Consider the following 17,563-nt stretch of genomic DNA (forward strand, 5'->3'; position numbering starts at 1 on the left):
ATTTGTTTGGGAAAGTCTTTTTCGGCTTTTTAAAACTCATTTTCACTTGTTTTTTTATTTCTAAATCATTTCACTGTCTTTTTTCTTGACGGCTTTTGTTTTGCAAAAAGTGTATCCTTTTGCAACGTTTCTTCATACTGCTTAAACAAATACTCCAAACGCTCGGTATCGCTTTTAAAAGGTTGCAGGCGGTAACATTGCTCTATAGCAGTATCGAGTTCTTGATGTGCTTGAAGTAAACCTTTGGGCATTGTGGTTGGATTATACAATTGCGCCATTGTTTTGCTGGGATGCTTGGCTCGCTCATCTAAAATGGCAAAAACATAAAGATTTAAATTTTCCTTTTGTTTGATAGTGATGTCTGGAAAAGGGAAGGTATTGTAACAGAGCTTTGCTGAATACCTTAGACGTTCTTCTAACTTACCACCCACATTTCTCACCCAAACCATATGCATACGAGAGGTTAAAACGGCAAATTCTAAAGGAGTTGCATTTGGAAGAATAAATGAAGAATAATTCGCAATTACTTCTTTGTTTAAAAATCCAATGGGTATATAAGTTCTGTTTTCCGAAGAAACAACTGGTATCATTAAATATTCACTCTCAGGCTGTCTATCCTCCATAAAAAGTGTTGGCTTTTCGGCATATTTCCTCGTTTGAGCTTTAGGACTTTTTTCTCTAAATAACATTACCTTTTCTACACGTTGTTTTATTTCGGGATTAGAAGTTATATCATTTTCTTTGGCTTCCTTTAGCCACAAACAAAACCTTTTATTCCCGTTAATTAGTTCATTTGAGCCAATAAACTCACGCACCAAATATGATTGTTCCGGATATTTTGTCTTAAAATTTACTGCCTCTTCTTCTGTGTTAAACAGAAAATTTCCATCATCGATTGCTGCATTACCTTTCATCATTGGCTTGAGAAGAGAACTGGGTTTAGCGAGTTCCTTTATATAATAATTATTTGCATCCAAAAGATAAGCATTTATATTTTTAGCTTCTTTTCGTAAATTGTCATTAAACAGATACTTTGGCTTTATACTCTTATTTCGTAATCCTAAAATAATAACTGTAACTCCTGCATTGCCTTTGGCGTTATTTATCCATTTAAATGATTGATGAGCAAAGTCAATTTCAATTTGGTCATTAAGTATTCTTGGCCAATTCATTAAAACTGATAATCCTTGACAAATTGAATTTGTAGACACAAAAGCACATTTAGCATTATATCCCTCTATATATTTAGCTCCTTTATAAAACCAAGCAGCGATATAATCTAGAGTTTTGTAATCTTTGCTGAATACAATTTTTAAATCATCTTTTTGATCTCTGGTTTGATTTCGACTACCCAAATAAGGCGGATTTCCAATAATATAAATTTCGTCTTTTTTGCTAATTGGGCACACCTCATTCCAATCTTTTCTAGTTGCATTGCCTTGTTTTATTTGTCCTGCCTCCTTAAGTGGTAATATTGGTTTCGATTTTCCGTAATCAAACAATCGTTCTTCAAACACTTTGTTCATTTGGTGCTCTGCCAACCAAAGGGAGAGAATTGCCATTTCGTGGGCAAAATCGTCAATTTCTATACCGTAAAACTGTGAAAGTTGGATTTCAGTCCATTTTATAGTGGGGCTTTGTCCTTCAAAATCCGTAATTTTTTCTAAAATAAGTATTTCCAGTAATCGTATTTCTTTGTAGGTAATAATCAAGAAATTTCCACTACCACAAGCTGGGTCAAAGAATTTGATTTTTGAAATTCTTTTGATAAGTGCTCTTAAATGGTTTACTGTTGTTGCATTTTCATAAACTTCATAGAGTTCATCAAGAAAGAGAGGTTTTATCAGTTTTTTGATATTTTCTACAGAGGTGTAGTGCATTCCTAAATCGCTTCGGTATTCAGGAATTACCACCGCCTGTATCATTGACCCAAAAATATCTGGGTTAATATCTTTCCAATTTAGTTCGCCGAGTTCAATTAATGTCTTTCTCGCTTTGAAATTAAATAGTGGTGCATTTATTTTTTGACCAAATAAACCACCGTTTACATATTCAAACTTTCTAAGGTATTCTGGAAGATGTTCTACATTTTCGGTATTTAAACGGTCAAACAAATCATCTAAAAATAAATTTGTGTCTAAGCCATCTTGAGTAGTGTGTTGAACAAGTGTATTTGTAAAAATGCTTTCATCTTTAAAAATCTCTGTGTCTTCTGCAAAAAAACAAAATAATAAACGAGATAAGAAAATATTAAGGCTGTGTATGCTTTCTTTTGAGTTGTAAATAGTTGGGTTTTCATCAATCAACAAATCATACAAAGAAGCCATTTTATAGGAAGCATTTCTATCGGCTTCATTGTTGTTGCCAGAATTGTAAACTTCGCTGCCAGCAAGGGGCAAAAAGAAATCGTGATAATTGGGTAACTCTTTTAGTTTAATATCTAAGTTCTTACCTAATTTCAGGTCTTTGGCAACTATTTGTTTATTGTCGGTAAGAATTGCAAATCGTGGCTGTTGTTTTAAAATCCGCTCTTCTTTTGTAATGGATTCAATACTGCTTAACAGTTTGTCAGTGGCTTCAACTTTAAAGAATATTTTCTTTTTGTATAATATTTCTCCATCAACTTTGGATAGATTGTAATCTCCTTTTTTTAGTCGGGTTACAGACGTTTTAGAGATGCCGTATGCAATCAATAAATCAAAGACAAATTCATCTTTTGAGAAGTTGTCAATCAGGTTCTGAACGTTATGCTTTATTTCGGTTGATTTCATTATTTATTTTGTTCAGGTTTATTCGAAACTAGCAATTCTTTCACGTCTATATCCAAAATATCCGCTATTTCCAGTAAAGTTTCCAATCGTGGTTGTTGTCTGTTTTTAGCATAAGCGTTTACCATATTGTAGCTTTTTCCGAGTCTTTCAGCCAACCAAGTTTGCTTAATTCCTTTTTGTTCCAACACTTCCTTAATTCTGTTCATTGTAATTCGGTTTTGTCCATTTTAGAAGGTCTCATTGAATTGCTTCGCTTATTGCATAAATTAATTTGTCTGCCGCTAAATTAATTAAATTATTTAACGGTATCTCAAAAAACTGTGTATATAATGTAGATATTCTGCTCAAGTGAGTTGCAAAAGGACTGGACCTAGCTTTGGCTTTTACAATGACGTAAAATGAAGAAAAAATAGGGAAAGTGCCCGATTATCTTCTTTGTCGAGGATATTTCTTTTTTTTTATTTGTTTGGCAAACTGGTCTTCTTCGTAATCCTCTCCCTGTGCATCTGGTAGCAAACTGAATAATCCTAAATCAGAACTATCCGAATGCTCATTTGAAATAATTTCAAATAGGTCTTTTGTCGGCAGATTGTCTATCGTGTTCGTATTAGAAGGACTATTCTGCATTTTTAATTCGCGCTTATTTCCATTGTTCCACCATTCGTTAAAGACATTTGCTGATAGGTTTCTATCCAAAGCTGAACCGTTCCAAACACTACGGCTTTCGTGGTCAATAAAGGTCATTCCGTAAATTCGTCCTTCATTATTACGTCTTACAACCGTATTGATGCCTTGTTCAGTCAATTGCTTTTTAAATTCCGTTTCGCTGTTTGTGGTGTGTATAGCCAATTCTATGGTGTTCTTTAATACAGACCTTACAGGCGTGGTTTTCATTTTCTCTTTGGACTGCTCAAAGTGTTTTTGCAGGTGTGCCATGCCTGCATCTTTCCCGAAAATCGATGCTTTGAACGGATTGCTTGCCTTGTTTCCGTTCTCGTCCAATGCCACGTAGACCAATCCGTTTACGGTCTGACCGTTCCGCTCGCCTTTGACTTCTTCCGCTGTGATGTTGAAAAGTGATAGTAAAGCATTGTAACTACCCATAGTAGAAAAGTTATAATACTTTGGTAAATGCCGTACTACCGAAGCAATCTGACTTTTGATGTCGCCATTTTTATGACTTACAGGCTTAAAAACTTTATTGGTTTGTTTCTGCTCCTGCTCGGTGGCTTTGTTCAAATTATATTTGGTTTCCAAATCCCGACAGATAGCCATTGAGCGTGGGTGGTCGTAATCATCGGGGATTTTCTTTCCGTCAATTCCCACGCAGGTCGAAACGATATGTATATGCGTGCGGTCTATATCGGTATGCTTGAAAACAATATAGGGCTGATTGCCGTACCCCATACGTTCCATATATTTCTGTGCCATATCCGCAAACTGCTCATCGCTGACCTTATCCGCAGGATCTGGGTTCAGCGATATATGCCGAACCGTCTTTTCCGTTTTGATATTGGCAGACAGATACGGCTCAAAACATTTATTGAAATATTGGGTGGAATACCTGCCGTCTATAGTATCAGGTATCTTATTTAGCAACAGAACCGCTCCGTTTTCCTTTTCCACTTTCTGCTGATTGTACAAAATAGCTCCATACATATTGCTTCCCTTCCCGATTTTTGCAATCATTTCTTTACTCTTTGTTTAGATGTTTTTGCTCAAATTCTTCGGTAAGAATTAAAACCTTAAGCAATAATTCTTTCATTTCGGCGGTCTGTTTTTCCAATTTGTAGAGGTATGCAGATGCCTTTTTATCCGAAAAATTAGAGTTCAACAGCTTTACAATCTGATTATAATTAGTGGTGAACTGTCCGAAAAATTTGGTCAATCCTGCGTGGTATTCTACTGCATCCATATTAATTTTGACGGTCTTTACCGTCTTCTGGAAGATGCAAGCCGTAATAAAATGAGCTATTACTTTCATTCCTGATTGGTCAAAGAGGGCAAGGAACTTGGCATTGTCTTCTGCATTCAGGTTAATGGAATACCGATTGACCGCAGGGTCGTTCTTCGGTTTTCTTCCTGTTTTACTAATCTTTTTTCTGTCTTTCTCTTCCATAATATCCATTTTTAATTTTTAATAAACGTGCGACTTCGGAGCCGTTTCCAGCCCCCTGCAAGGGCAAGTGCTTTTGAGGTGCCGAAATTCATTTCGAGTACCTCAAAAGATAACTTGCTCTGAACAGGAGTTCAGAAAATCCGTTTTGCAAACGGATTGGAGTTAGCAGGGAAATACCATCGCTTCTATTACAAATTTCGGCAAGACTCTTTAAATATCAGTCATTTATAGTCACACCAATGAACGCCAAATAGTTCCTCTGAATGCCACTACAATGCATATTGGGACTGCTTTTATTTCCTTTGTATACGGCTAGCTGGCTGATTGGTTATATCCTTAGTTAGTTAACTAATTAGCATAAAGTCCGACAGCAAATCATCATAATTGATTGCAAGCGAATTGCAGATTAATGAAACAGCTAATTATGGGTATGCAGTTGTATAAGTAAATAGATAGGTAGTTAGTTACATAGTTACAGTAGTATATATAACTGGCTGTTCAGCTAACCAGCCAGCTAATTTGTGATAACATTATTAACAACAGATATGATACAAGAAGAAAACAAAAATCAGCAACCCGAAACAGAGGGTTTTATTGAAAATTTCATGACTGATAAAATGAAGCAATCTTCGACAGGACAACAGGCGGTAAAGCATCGGGAAGACTTTGCCAAACCCAAAGTGGATGAGGAAGCGATTATGCGTGTAATGGCAGGTGAAGAACCTGCGGAAACTGTAACGGAACGCAAAAGACCGTCCGTTAACAATAATAAAAAAAGTAATTCACAGCAAAAGAAGTTGACCCAAGAAGATTACTGTGGACAGTTCTTTAAAATCCCTACGACAACGGCAAGCAGGGGCAAATCGGTCTATGTACGGCAGGAACACCACGAAACGTTCAACAGACTTACCAATATTATGGGCATTGACAAACTCACCATTTATGCATATTTGGATAATATTATCGAATACCATTTTCAAGAGTTCGGGGAATTAATTAAGGAAATTTATAATGAAAAGCACAAGCCGTTGTTTTGACTATGGCTTAAACGATAAATAATCAATAAAAAAGGTTAAAAATCGTATCTTTATTGTATGGAATGGAGAGGGCAAAATAAAAATATTCCAAATCTTGAACCTGTCTTTTTTTGGGATTTCGACATTGATGCAATGGACTTTATGAAAGCCCATAAGACCATTATTGCCCGAATTATCGAACGTGGCGGTCAGGAAGATATCGATGAAATTATCCGTTTTTATGGGTATAGTAAAGTAGTCACGGCTATCCGTGACGAAATCTATTTCCTGCCCAATTATGCTATTGACAAAGCGCTGAAATTCTTTCCCGAACTTAAAAAGGAAGAAATGTACTGTTACCTGAACCGTAAGGGCAAGCCCTATCATTGGATATAAAAATCCAATACTAAAAGCGGTGTTCTTTTTGCTTCTTTTTCTTGCTCCGCAAATTCTCCCAAGAAAAAGAAGTCACGGCTAACCGGTATTAGGACAAACAAAATACCCTATCCCTCTAAAGATTGCATATAGCCGTAAAATTCTCAAAAAATGTTTCCAAAAGAAAAAACAAGAAAAAAAGAAAGCAGATAAACGGGAAGGGCAATCCAGAGCCAAAAGGAAACGGAATAAGTCCCGAAGGGTGAAAAAGAAAAAAATATTTGGCGGAGTTTTTTTTCTTTTTCATTATGCCGTAAGCTTTTGGCTGGCAGGTGTGTGGGATGCCCTTCCCAACTTAGCTGTCTTTTTCTCTGTTTATTTGGAAACCTATCTTTCCTAACCGTTCCGCTTTTCAAAAGCGGAATAAATTCCATTTATAAATGATCTGGCTTTGAAAGCCACAGAAAGGATAGCGGAAAATACTATTGGTTATGTGGATGGGGGTATTTTTTGTTATGCTTTCCTATATCTTCCAAAACTCTTTAATAGGCTGAGGAAGAAGCGTCAGCAAATTAATGTGTTTTGAGGATTAAAATCTACTTATAAAATTTGTAAATAGTACTGTATTTGGTATGTGTACGCCAAATACTACCTCTGGATGCAAGGTTATAACAACTGATATGAGTAACATATATTTTTGAACTCTAAATTGTAAAAATATGGACGTAGCGGTTTTAGATATTCAGATTTTAAAAGCACTGTATAGGGAAGTAAAGGAAGTTTCCAATTTGATTGCGGAAATTACTGCACCCTATAAAGCACTTCAACAGGCAACGAAATGGCTTGACGGGCAGGAAGCCTGTCAATTACTTAATATCAGCAAGCGAACGTTGCAGACGTACAGAACAAAAGGTATTCTCGCGGCAACGGAAATCAATCGTAAGAATTATTTCAAACTGAATGATGTGGAATCGCTGATGCAGACCGAGCAATCATTAAAAAAGCAAAAGAAATGAAACAGATTGGAGATTCAAACGAGGATATGCTTGCACTGCTTGAAGCTGTGGTAGGCATCAAAAACGAACTGTTATATATCAGGGAATATTTCCACCCACTGTTAAAAGGAGAAATCTACCTGTCAGGCGAGCAGGTTTGCGAGATGCTACACATCAGCAAACGTACTTTGCAACAGTACAGGGATGACGGACTAATACCGTTTATCAAACTTGAACGGAAAATCCTCTTCCGTGAAAGCGACATTATAAAAGTGTTGGAAGATAATCATACTAGAATTAATAAAACTCTTCCATAAAATCTCGTTTCTGTTCTCTTTCAATGTCTTTTCTCTTCCAAATGATTTTTTGCTCGAAATAGTCTATATGCTCAGAATAGTCTAATATATTTGGTAATGTATTTATCATTGTTAAAATATCCTGATAAAATTCAATTTTCTTCTGATACACGGGAACCCAACTGCCAGTTGTACTTGAGGATCTACCAAAACTAATTTGTTTTGTAATTTCTACACCTTTAATCAGTAAGAGGAACTCTTTGAAAAATTCCACAAACCAATCTCTATAGTTGCAGTAGATAACTTCTACCAACATCAATAGTAATTTTTCATTGTTAGAATGTTTTTGAGTTAAATTAAAAATTAATGCCTTAACTTTTTCTGTTCTCTTTTCATTCGCATTCCTAAATCTGAATAAGGAATTAATATCATCTTCGATAAATAATATATATATATCTTTATTTAAAATCGTAATCAATAAGTCTTCTATCAATTCTTCATATTCAGGATACTCCCAAATATAATCAGTATTAATGTTTTCTAATCTAATTTTAGAGGAATAATCTAACCCAATCACATCATTTTTTAGACTATCATTAATAAAAGCCCTATCAATATCCAATATTGCCTTCAACTCTTTACCATCGTAATCAAAATGAGAATCAATCTCATACTGTGCCCAATAAGCATTTTTTAAAAGTTGGGGATGATTATTAAAGTAAGGTGCACATTCTGCACAAAAATGAAAACCAAAATCACGTCTTGTTTTTCGTACTTTATTCAGCATAATACTTGTTATGCAAGTGATAATATTATGATTTTCTAATTCCGGAATTTTCTCTTTATAGCTATCAAATATAGTTTCGTATTTCAGATAGTCAAGCATCCGATGAATATAAACGTAATCATCAGAATTTTTGAAATTATTTAGTAGTAATTCTAAGAAATTTTCATTTATCTGTTCCTTTGGCAACATAGTTAACAATACAGATTCCCAGTACGGTTTTCCTTTAAATTCATAATCGCTCATTATATTTATGAGTTCTTGTCCTGTCATAGTATTTTCTAGTAAGGCAACATTTACAACGGTTGATCTTAATGGGAAAACAACTTTACCACTGAAGAATAATCTCAATGCTTTTTCAAATTCAGATTTACCTTTTCTTGCTATAGAAATATAAATATCAGTAACAGCGGATTCTATGTGCCAGACATTATTGTCTTTTTGCTGTTTGGATAAAGCATCAATATTTATAAGGAACTTTTCTAAATATTCCCAACCATTTGCTCTCACAAAGTCATCAAACTCTTTTCTTTTTTCTTCTTCAGACTCTCGAAGAGATTTATCTCTTTTATATTCCCAATCATATTTTAAGAATTTGGATAGTTTCCTGATATCCGATTCAATAAACTTATTCCAATCTTCAGGATAAACAGTACCAGCTTTGGTTAACTGTTTAGCAAGTACACTTACAAATTTGCAATGCGCATATTGTTTGTTATCCAGCTTTTCAGAAATGAGTTTTTGATAAATAGGTAATTCATCTACATAAATACTCTTGTCAATATTTCCACCAGGACGAATAATTTGATGTAGTATTTTTTGTATTTGCTGGTTTTCAGAATCAAACAAGCGGTATATTTGATTAAGAATTCGCTCTCTCAATTTCATTAATTCATCTGATTTATATAAATCAAAATTATATATGGTAAATGCGTGTCCTTTAGCTGAGGCAAATTGTGTATAATGCCAACCTAACAGAGCTTCTGATAAATTCAGAAAAATACCATTTGCAAATGATTTTTCAATGTCACTTAACTTTTCATCTATCAAAATATCGAATAACATATTTTGCCTTAAGTATCCGTGTTCTCTGTCCTCTAGTTTATAATTAAAGTCTTCGTGGATAAACTTTAATATTTCGGGCAATCGACTTGGCTGTTTGTTTAACATTGCTAATGCAAGTTCAAGCGATGGTTTGAGTAGCTCATTTGGATGATTCCAAAAATCTTTTAAAAGTTCAAAATGCTTTGTGGCTCTTGTATGATCATTATGCTCATAACTAAAGGTAAGCTTTTCAGGTTGTTCTTCCTTTGGAAGGTCTTCTATCCATTTTTTTAAATACAACAGGCAATCCCGACCTTTGTAAAACCAAAAAAGATTGTAAAAAGCATATAATTCTTCATCTGAATTGACTTGCTTTATAACTTCATTTAAATGAGGCAATACTAAGTCTTTCACGTGATGATAAACAAATGTATTATTGACATCTATAAGCGTAGCACGGATTCTATTCGAAAACTTTTCAATAAAAGCGCCAATCCATTCTGCATAATTTATAGTGGTAGACTGGTCGTCAATAAAACACTTGTAAAATGCGTAAGTTGCTAAAACCTGATCTGACACTTTTACTATCTCATTAGAATAGACATCTAATATTTCATTATTGTGAAGCTCGATAATTGCAGTCCATAATTCATTCCAATTAATACCAAATTTTATTGAAAGTATATTCTTTAATTCTTCATTATTTCTATCTAAAACACCAAAAAATGAAACAATAGCGAGAGATTTGAGAATAATAGGATTATTAAAAACACCTATGTCTTCAGATATTTTTTTAAAGTACTTTTCATATAGTAATACAGGACTACTCAAATAATTTGTTTCTGAATCGGGGGTAACAGAATAAGTTGCCATTAGCGCAACTCTGGCATTTCCCTTGGCTAAATCTACTATTTTTCGTTTTATATCGCTATGATATTGAAGATTGGGTAAAGCCGTCACAATAATTTTTCCTATTTCCTCATCCTTAAATTCAGGTATATTAAATTCTTTATATGGGTAATTGTCAAGACTTACAGATACTTGTTTTTTCACATAATCTCGTGATGTAACTATTACTTTTGCAGAATAAGATTTGGAACCTTCCAATTTGCTCAGTAAGTAATTTAGGTTATTTATTGATTTATTAGCGTCATCAAATAAGATTATATGTTGTTTTCCTCGAGAAAAAAGATGCTGATAGTCATCCCATAATGAAACACCTGAACTTTGAATAACGATTGGAACATAATTATCTTTTGAAAGTTCCTCCAAAATCTTAACCGCCAATTTAGATTTTCCCACACCTGCACCACCTGATAATAACAAAACATCATATTTCTTTAAAGCTTCAATACTATTTTTAAGTTCTTCCTCCCTGCCAATGAATTCGTTGGTAAGCGATGGCTGTAATCCTTTTTCTGTTTTTAAAAGAAATTGATCGAGAGTGTATATATCTCCTTTTATCATTTTGATATTTAGATATTCTTCAGCTAATTTGGGGATGTCAAATATTAACATTGGCAAATTCTGAATATTTAAAACCTCGAACATCGTATCAGGATTATATGATTTTACTTTATTATTTAATAGATTATGTTCTTCTGCAGTTATTTTTTCATTACAAGCTAGTATGACTTTTTCTATTTTATTCTTTGCTATTGTTGTTACATCTTCCTTAAAACAATGGTCTATATCTTTTATAAGTTTTTCAAAAAAGGATTTTGATTTCCCTAATTTTTCCTGAGTTGTGCACTCCACAAAAATGTATTTCTCTTCATTTACAAAAAAAGAATCTGGCGTCCCTTTACTTGTTTTCTCTTTTCCAACAACGGCACCAGGAGCACCAATAAATTTATTGCCTTGTAAGTATAATAAATGGTTTACTAAGGTCTGAAAACTTGCCTGATTAATTGCTCTTAAAGCAATTTCTATTTGGGTTATGGTATTCATAGGGTTTTATCTATTATCAAAAAGTTCTAAGATGTTCGTTCTTTATTATCATTGTTTAGAGGTTCAATGTCGTTTATATGATTTGGGATACCTTGCTCCCTAAATTCAGAAGTAATATTAATTTGAATTACTTCTCTGGTGTCCTTCCAATGAATTATACTTAAAAATGAAAGAGCCAACTGAACTTTTAAATCTAGATTATCAGGTTCATTATCTAAATTCCATTTGTCTTTTATTTCTTTATTCTCTTCTTTATTGATATCAATAACTGATGCATAGATTTTTAATTCATCATTTATTGACACAAGTTTTAATTCTTCTTTTTCATTATCCAATAAATCCCTGTGTTCGACTGCTGGTAAATCATCTTTTCGTAATACAAATAATAAATCTTGAGAATTGTATTCCGTAGATGGTATATGTATAATTCTATCTTTAAAACTACTATTTTCAAGAATTTCGCGAACACGGTATTGAATATTTATTCCAACAATAATTATTTCAGAGTTTTCACCAATTAACTTAGATAAAGATGTTATTAAATCTTCCCGTTTTAATAAATATCTCTTCGTTTTTGCGACAAAAAATGAGTTTGGTATATACCGTTTTATACTTTCTCGTGCTATTGAACTAGCAAAAAAAGTATCATAATTTAAATGAGGTATATCATTTTCTGTAAAACCTGATTTGGACATCAAGATAATTGCTCCTCTTATTGACAACTTCAAGCTTCCTTCATTATGCTCATCATCCAAAGGAATAAAAATAGGATTATATACCTCAAAAGCTTCAGTAAGTATTGGAGTTGAACTTTCATAAAAATGCGTAATCATTTCCTTAGATAGCTCTGCATTACGTTTTTGTTCACCTATTTTATTTGTTATTTGTTCTTTTAACTCTTCAATAAATTGTTTAAACGTTTCTTTTTTCTGTAAGACTAATTCTTCATAGCCTAAAGCTTTTGTTAAATCTTTATTTTCAATAACATTATTTAAGCATTTTTCGAAAAAAGAAGTACTATCTAGCCAATTGCCCAATTCTCGTATATCATCAGGAAGATTAGGAAGGTCAGTGAAATTCTGATAAGTATAATATTGATTTAAAGAATACTGTCTTATAAACAAAATCGTCAGGTAACTACATATCCAATAATTTACTTGTCTCCGGTTACCTAAATTATCTAGCTCGGGAAAATAGTATTTTAAATCTATAGGTGTACCAATATTTTTAAACTCATTCCTAAAGTGCTCAAACCAATAAAATATCTCAGTCATTGACTCAGGTAACAATACATATTTAGGAGGTAGTGATTGAGAGTATTCAAAAAAGTACTTTAATAAATCATACTTTTTTCTATAATAAACTAATCCACCTAATGCATAATGGAACTCAATAAATCTCTTACGCTCTTTCTCTCTTCTTGCTACTTCCTGTTTATTAATTATTTCTCTTGCTTCAAAATCATAATTTTGATGTATTGGTTGAAGTCTAAAGTCATAATACTGGCTTGAATTAGCCCAAAACATTTTAACTAATCTAGGATAATCACAAATTGTGTATATATTTCTCCATAGCCAGTTATAAGTCTCTTCTGATATAGTAATCTCTTCAAAATCTTCTCCCAATAACCAAATGCCACTTACTGCTCTATGTTCAATAGCCCTTAATTTTCTATTTTGAACAACTGTAGATTCCTCATTTAGTTTATTTACCATAAAGTATAAATCCACAGGGTATTCTAATGGTTGATTTTTGGCGTGAGCTCTCCTTATGTTTGCAAAAGTTTTGTAGTAAAACTCTAGTAATGTTTCTTGCAAATGTTCATCTTGCTTTTCAACTGCATAATATGTTAGCTCATTAATAGCTTTCAGATAATATTGCCGAATTTCATCCTCTTCTGATAAAGCATCATATTTTTTCACAATATGTATTAGTAGTGAACTTGACTTACCATTAAATAAGATTACCTTATCTAACCATAGAAAGAAAAGTATTGTCAACACAAATGAGAAAGTAATAACTATAAGGTTGGATGAATTATTAATCATCCAGTTATCCCATCCCCAAAATGGTTCTGTTTTAAAAATTATGAATAAAAATGATACAAGTGTAAAAACAAGAAGAAGCTTAAAAATTGTAACTTTATACTCCTTTTCTTTATAGACAAATTTTAATGATTTCTGAGGGAATTCATTGTTAAATAATACAGGTATATATTGTGACTGATACTTGTCTCCAATATTTGATATTTTGTCAACAATAATAGGATAAGCAATACCTAAAATTGCAATATCTATTGCCACACATATTTCTATTACATTTTCAATAGTCATTAATAAAATAATTTTGGATATTTAATCATTCATTGGTGGAATGTATTTCACCTGCTCTGTTTATGAAGTCTACTAAAGGCCCCCTAAATAATTTTGGCTTTGCACAACTGTCTTGCGTGTAATTATATAAAAGCTAAAGTACAAAAAAAGCCAATGCGCTTTGCATTGACTTTTCTTAGTTAGGATATACTAATTGTTCAGAATTGATTAAAAAAAAGAGTTTAGTTTCTCTTAAATTTATATAATATCTCTTACATATACATGCTGGCTTTCTCAGCGCTGATCATTCTTTAATACTTCATCTTTTGAAAATAATGCTTCCTTACAAATAACTATTCATCTGAATCATCCTTATGAAAGTTCGATAACAATTTACTCTCAATAACCAAATTATGCAATTCATCCATCAGTTTTTCAACAATAACGTTCATTTGGACGACCTTTTCTTTATCCAGTTTAGACAGCCTATGATGAATAGCCATATTTTTATCTAAATAAGGAAAGAAATCCGTCCAGAACTGTTCTGTTAAATACTCATACTTTTGAATATCAGAATCTGCATAAAGGCATAATTGCCATAATGATTGACTGGATAGATAATTAGGCAGGTAATATGTTTTTACAAAAATGTATGTCCTGCAAAAGGATAGAAAAAACAATGAAAATAGATATTCTAAGCCTTGGTAGTTTCCTTTAGGATTATTGGCAATCTCAAAGAACTGGAAAGCACTGTTCTTACTCGATTTATAATGAAAGTACAAATCAGCGTGACAAGGATTATGAGGAACTTCCCAATGAAATTCTGGATGGTAAGGGCTGGATGAATATATGAGGCATTTCTTTTTAATAATGCTAGTAAAGAAACTCTGAGTATGAAAGAGATTTTTTTGAATCCAGCTACGGCTGTGGCTTATCAAAACAAAATCAAATTTCCCATTCATACTGCTTTTGAGTGATTGGCTTATCAAGCTTAATTTTTCGTTGCCTGCCCCTTCAGATATCAGCATAAGGTAATACGTTGTTTTTTCTCCAAATGTAATTTGTTGGTACAGATAAACTTGTTCGGCTTCAACAAAATTCAGTATGGTTTCAATAGCAGTTTCAAGAACTGAGTCTTTCGGTTTTCCGTCAATCTGATTCGGAACTTTTTCCACTAGGAATGATTGTTTTTTTATCATTCTCTTTAATTCATCCAACCGTTTTTCAATAAGTTGGTACAGATTCTCTTCGGCAATTCCAACAGCTTCGTACATCTCGTTTTGATATATTGCATCATCATCGGCGGTAGCTTCTTTCGCCTTCGCAAAAAGATCAGTGAGATAATATCTGCTATTACCACTTTTCACAAAGTATTTCTGAATCTCAGGAATATACTCGATCATATCGTTTATTCTTTCATCCAAATTCAGTGCATTAAAAGTAGTTCCTGCATAAAGTTCTTCTAAATATTCGAGATCATATTTTATCAATCTTGCATAGGATGTAAAAACACTGTTTGAACAACCTTCCGAAATGAGATTTTGGACTTGTGACTTATGAAGATCGTGATCGTGATAAAACCTTTCTTGAAAGGCATTGAACTTTTTCTTGTATTTTTTCCATTCCCTTGTAATGATGGGCGAATCTCTTAATTCTTCATTCTGGTAGATCACTGCCGAAGGCTGACAGTAGAATTCAACAAAAGGGTGACCCAAAGAAAATTTATGATGAAACTTTACGGAGTAGATGAAATAGACATCTATCTGATAGCGATTTCTAACTTTCTTTACCCATCTGCTTTGCTGTAGCTCTTGCGCATCGCTATTTTTTTCAATATGGATAATCAGATGCGAAAATACGGATGAATGATTTTTGCTGAAAAATATCTGAATAACACTGTACTGATTGACCAATTGTCTCAGGATATTTTCTATAAACTCGTTATCGAGTTTTGGAAATGTGAGTTTTTTTGAAGCTTTCATAATGTACGATTATTAAGGTTTTGATCTGGAATATTGAAATAGATATAGACCGATTCTAAAAATAGCCTGACTAATGCAAACCAAGCCATAAGGTCAATATGTTCCTGCAACTCAGGATCATTTTCCAGACCCTTTGCGCTTTCTAAGCTTAAATCCAAATTTTGAATTCTCTGCTGGAATTTTTCGTAATATTCTACTCCGACAACTGAAACGGTAATAATCAGCAGGTCGTGTACAAACTTTTCGGAACTGATTGAACCCAAAATATATCTGAGACTGTCATAACAATCATCGCTGGGATTTGGATTTTCCTTAAGTTCATAACAAAAATGCATCAGTAACTGAAGACAGGAGAAAAGTCCTGCCGTCTTCACATCGCTTGTTTCAGCATCAGGAATTTCAAGTTCGCCTGAAAGAAGCTCTTCCAGTCCGTATTCCTGCAAAAGTTCGGGATACCTGTCCAGCAATAAATCGAGCTTGGGATTTTTCAATTTTTCCAGAAGCTCCGAAATTCCTTTTTCGAGATTAAGCTTTTCTGAATCCTGCAGTAATATATTCAATGCTGTCTTTGCCTGCTCTGACGATTTTATAAGCCTTTTTCCTTTCTTAAAGTTTTCATTATTTTCCATATCATAAAAATTTAGCTTTAGTAAAGTTGGAAATGTGCAAAAGGATATTCTATTCCATTATTGGATATATTATTCTAAAGGGGTGATAATCTTTTTGATCTTTTCAAGACCACTTTCGCGCATCATCTGGCTTGCATCAAGCATTTTGACCAAATGGATATAGGGCGTGACCAGATCATAATCAAATTCCACGACATTGGGGGATAATGCTATATGTATGATTTCACAAAGAAAAAATTCAAATTCATCTAATGAATTCTCTGCAAATGCAATTTTGAATACGGTAAACGGATTGGCATACTCTTCTCTTGTCAATGAACCTTGATGAAGAATCGATTTACAGTCAGGTTCCTGCTTGAGTTTCCATTTTTTCCCTTTGTCTTTCAGGTGAAAACAAGCTTTAAGAAATGATCTGATGATAGTGTAGAAAAGAAATACCCGTCCTGGATACTCTTTCTTGTAAACTTCCTGCTTATTGATATAAAGAACCGCTTCTGCTAATCCATTCTTGTAGTGGTCAAGATCCGCATAATCAAAAAAAGCATCAATTACCTCAAAAGGGTTTTCTACCTCATAGGCGTACCAAAAATTCGTTTCAAAAGACATTTTTTTCTTTTTCATAATTGAAATTTTAAATATTGATTAGCCAAGTTCTATCATTTGGAAAGGATAATCTATACGGAATTCGGATATAATATCTGTCAAAATGGATATTTTACAGTATATTTTTTTACCTTTGAAATTCAGATTTTTTAATCCAAATGGCTTTATCTTTGAGCCTTCAAAAAATTGGTACTCGTTATGGAACAGAAAATACATCAGGGAAGAAATGTAAAACGCTTCAGGGAAATGCTTGGCATCAAGCAGGAAGCACTGGCTTTTGATCTTGGAGACGACTGGAATCAGAAGAAAATTTCTATGCTGGAGCAAAAAGATGTAATCGAGGATGATATGCTTAGGCAGATTTCAAATGCACTGAAAATACCAGTGGAAGCTTTTCAAAATTTTGAAGAAGAACAGGCGGTAAATGTAATTGCTAATACTTTTGGTAATAATGGTATTGGATATCAGAGAAATGATAATCCTACTTTTAATCCTATAGAGCAAGTGCTAAAGATGCACGAAGAAAAAATTGCTTTGTACGAGCGTATGTTGAAAGAGAAAGATGAAATGATGGCAAGGCTTGAAAAATTAATCAATAAATAGTAATAGGAATAATTCTTAATTCGTAAAAGGCTCAACTGTTTAGTTGAGCCTTTTAATATCTGATAAGGATAATTTAGATGTCTT

14 protein-coding genes are annotated in these 17,563 nt (G+C 33.3%); 5 read left to right on the forward strand and 9 right to left on the reverse strand.

The genetic code is table 11. The features are described from left to right. Positions 1-65 precede the first annotated feature (65 nt). From NYQ10_RS02200 to mobA, 4 genes are all read right to left on the reverse strand, one after another. Complete coding sequence (locus NYQ10_RS02200; RefSeq protein WP_289878712.1) at positions 66-2,771, reverse strand: class I SAM-dependent DNA methyltransferase; 2,706 nt, start codon at positions 2,769-2,771, stop codon at positions 66-68. After that, positions 2,771-2,977, reverse strand: coding sequence for a helix-turn-helix transcriptional regulator (locus NYQ10_RS02205; RefSeq protein ID WP_289878713.1), 207 nt, complete (start codon positions 2,975-2,977; stop codon positions 2,771-2,773). The genes NYQ10_RS02200 and NYQ10_RS02205 overlap by 1 nt, the downstream gene beginning before the upstream one ends. 220 nt (positions 2,978-3,197) lie before the next feature. Continuing rightward, positions 3,198-4,460, reverse strand: a complete 1,263-nt coding sequence (gene mobB / locus NYQ10_RS02210; protein ID WP_289878714.1) for a conjugal transfer protein MobB — start codon at positions 4,458-4,460, stop codon at positions 3,198-3,200. 4 nt (positions 4,461-4,464) lie between these two features. Further along, the gene (mobA, locus tag NYQ10_RS02215; protein ID WP_289878715.1) at positions 4,465-4,890 is read right to left on the reverse strand and encodes a conjugal transfer protein MobA; all 426 of its coding nucleotides are present in this window, start codon (positions 4,888-4,890) and stop codon (positions 4,465-4,467) included. Positions 4,891-5,435: 545 nt separating this feature from the next. Here mobA and NYQ10_RS02220 point away from each other — a divergent pair. From NYQ10_RS02220 to NYQ10_RS02235, 4 genes are all read left to right on the forward strand, one after another. Then, positions 5,436-5,927 carry a DUF3408 domain-containing protein gene (locus NYQ10_RS02220; RefSeq protein WP_289878716.1) on the forward strand — a complete coding sequence of 164 codons (492 nt, stop codon included), beginning with the start codon at positions 5,436-5,438 and terminating at the stop codon, positions 5,925-5,927. 57 nt (positions 5,928-5,984) lie between these two features. Then, positions 5,985-6,302 (forward strand): DUF6922 domain-containing protein, encoded by a 318-nt coding sequence (locus NYQ10_RS02225; protein WP_289878717.1) that lies wholly within the window; start codon positions 5,985-5,987, stop codon positions 6,300-6,302. A 698-nt stretch (positions 6,303-7,000) separates the two neighbouring features. Beyond that, on the forward strand, positions 7,001-7,297 hold the full coding sequence (locus tag NYQ10_RS02230) for a helix-turn-helix domain-containing protein (RefSeq protein WP_289878718.1): 297 nt from the start codon (positions 7,001-7,003) through the stop codon (positions 7,295-7,297). Further along, the gene (locus NYQ10_RS02235; protein ID WP_289878719.1) at positions 7,294-7,593 is read left to right on the forward strand and encodes a helix-turn-helix domain-containing protein; all 300 of its coding nucleotides are present in this window, start codon (positions 7,294-7,296) and stop codon (positions 7,591-7,593) included. The genes NYQ10_RS02230 and NYQ10_RS02235 overlap by 4 nt, the downstream gene beginning before the upstream one ends. Here the strand turns inward: NYQ10_RS02235 and NYQ10_RS02240 are convergent. The 5 genes from NYQ10_RS02240 to NYQ10_RS02260 form a co-directional block, all read right to left on the reverse strand. After that, complete coding sequence (locus NYQ10_RS02240; protein WP_289878720.1) at positions 7,574-11,350, reverse strand: hypothetical protein; 3,777 nt, start codon at positions 11,348-11,350, stop codon at positions 7,574-7,576. The genes NYQ10_RS02235 and NYQ10_RS02240 overlap by 20 nt on opposite strands. Before the next feature lie 26 nt (positions 11,351-11,376). Next, positions 11,377-13,683, reverse strand: a complete 2,307-nt coding sequence (locus NYQ10_RS02245) for a hypothetical protein (RefSeq protein ID WP_289878721.1) — start codon at positions 13,681-13,683, stop codon at positions 11,377-11,379. Positions 13,684-14,015: 332 nt separating this feature from the next. After that, a complete protein-coding gene (locus NYQ10_RS02250) occupies positions 14,016-15,644 on the reverse strand; it encodes a hypothetical protein (protein ID WP_289878722.1) in 1,629 nt (542 codons plus the stop codon). Next, positions 15,641-16,273 carry a hypothetical protein gene (locus tag NYQ10_RS02255; RefSeq protein ID WP_289878723.1) on the reverse strand — a complete coding sequence of 211 codons (633 nt, stop codon included), beginning with the start codon at positions 16,271-16,273 and terminating at the stop codon, positions 15,641-15,643. The genes NYQ10_RS02250 and NYQ10_RS02255 overlap by 4 nt, the downstream gene beginning before the upstream one ends. A gap of 69 nt (positions 16,274-16,342) precedes the next feature. Then, a complete protein-coding gene (locus NYQ10_RS02260; RefSeq protein ID WP_289878724.1) occupies positions 16,343-16,894 on the reverse strand; it encodes a hypothetical protein in 552 nt (183 codons plus the stop codon). 180 nt (positions 16,895-17,074) lie between these two features. On the opposite strand from NYQ10_RS02260, the gene NYQ10_RS02265 reads away from it, so the two are divergent. Further along, positions 17,075-17,479 carry a helix-turn-helix domain-containing protein gene (locus NYQ10_RS02265; protein ID WP_289878725.1) on the forward strand — a complete coding sequence of 135 codons (405 nt, stop codon included), beginning with the start codon at positions 17,075-17,077 and terminating at the stop codon, positions 17,477-17,479. Positions 17,480-17,563: the final 84 nt, after the last annotated feature.

Origin of the sequence: Flavobacterium johnsoniae (assembly GCF_030388325.1) — a bacterium.
GTDB lineage: Bacteria > Bacteroidota > Bacteroidia > Flavobacteriales > Flavobacteriaceae > Flavobacterium > Flavobacterium johnsoniae_C.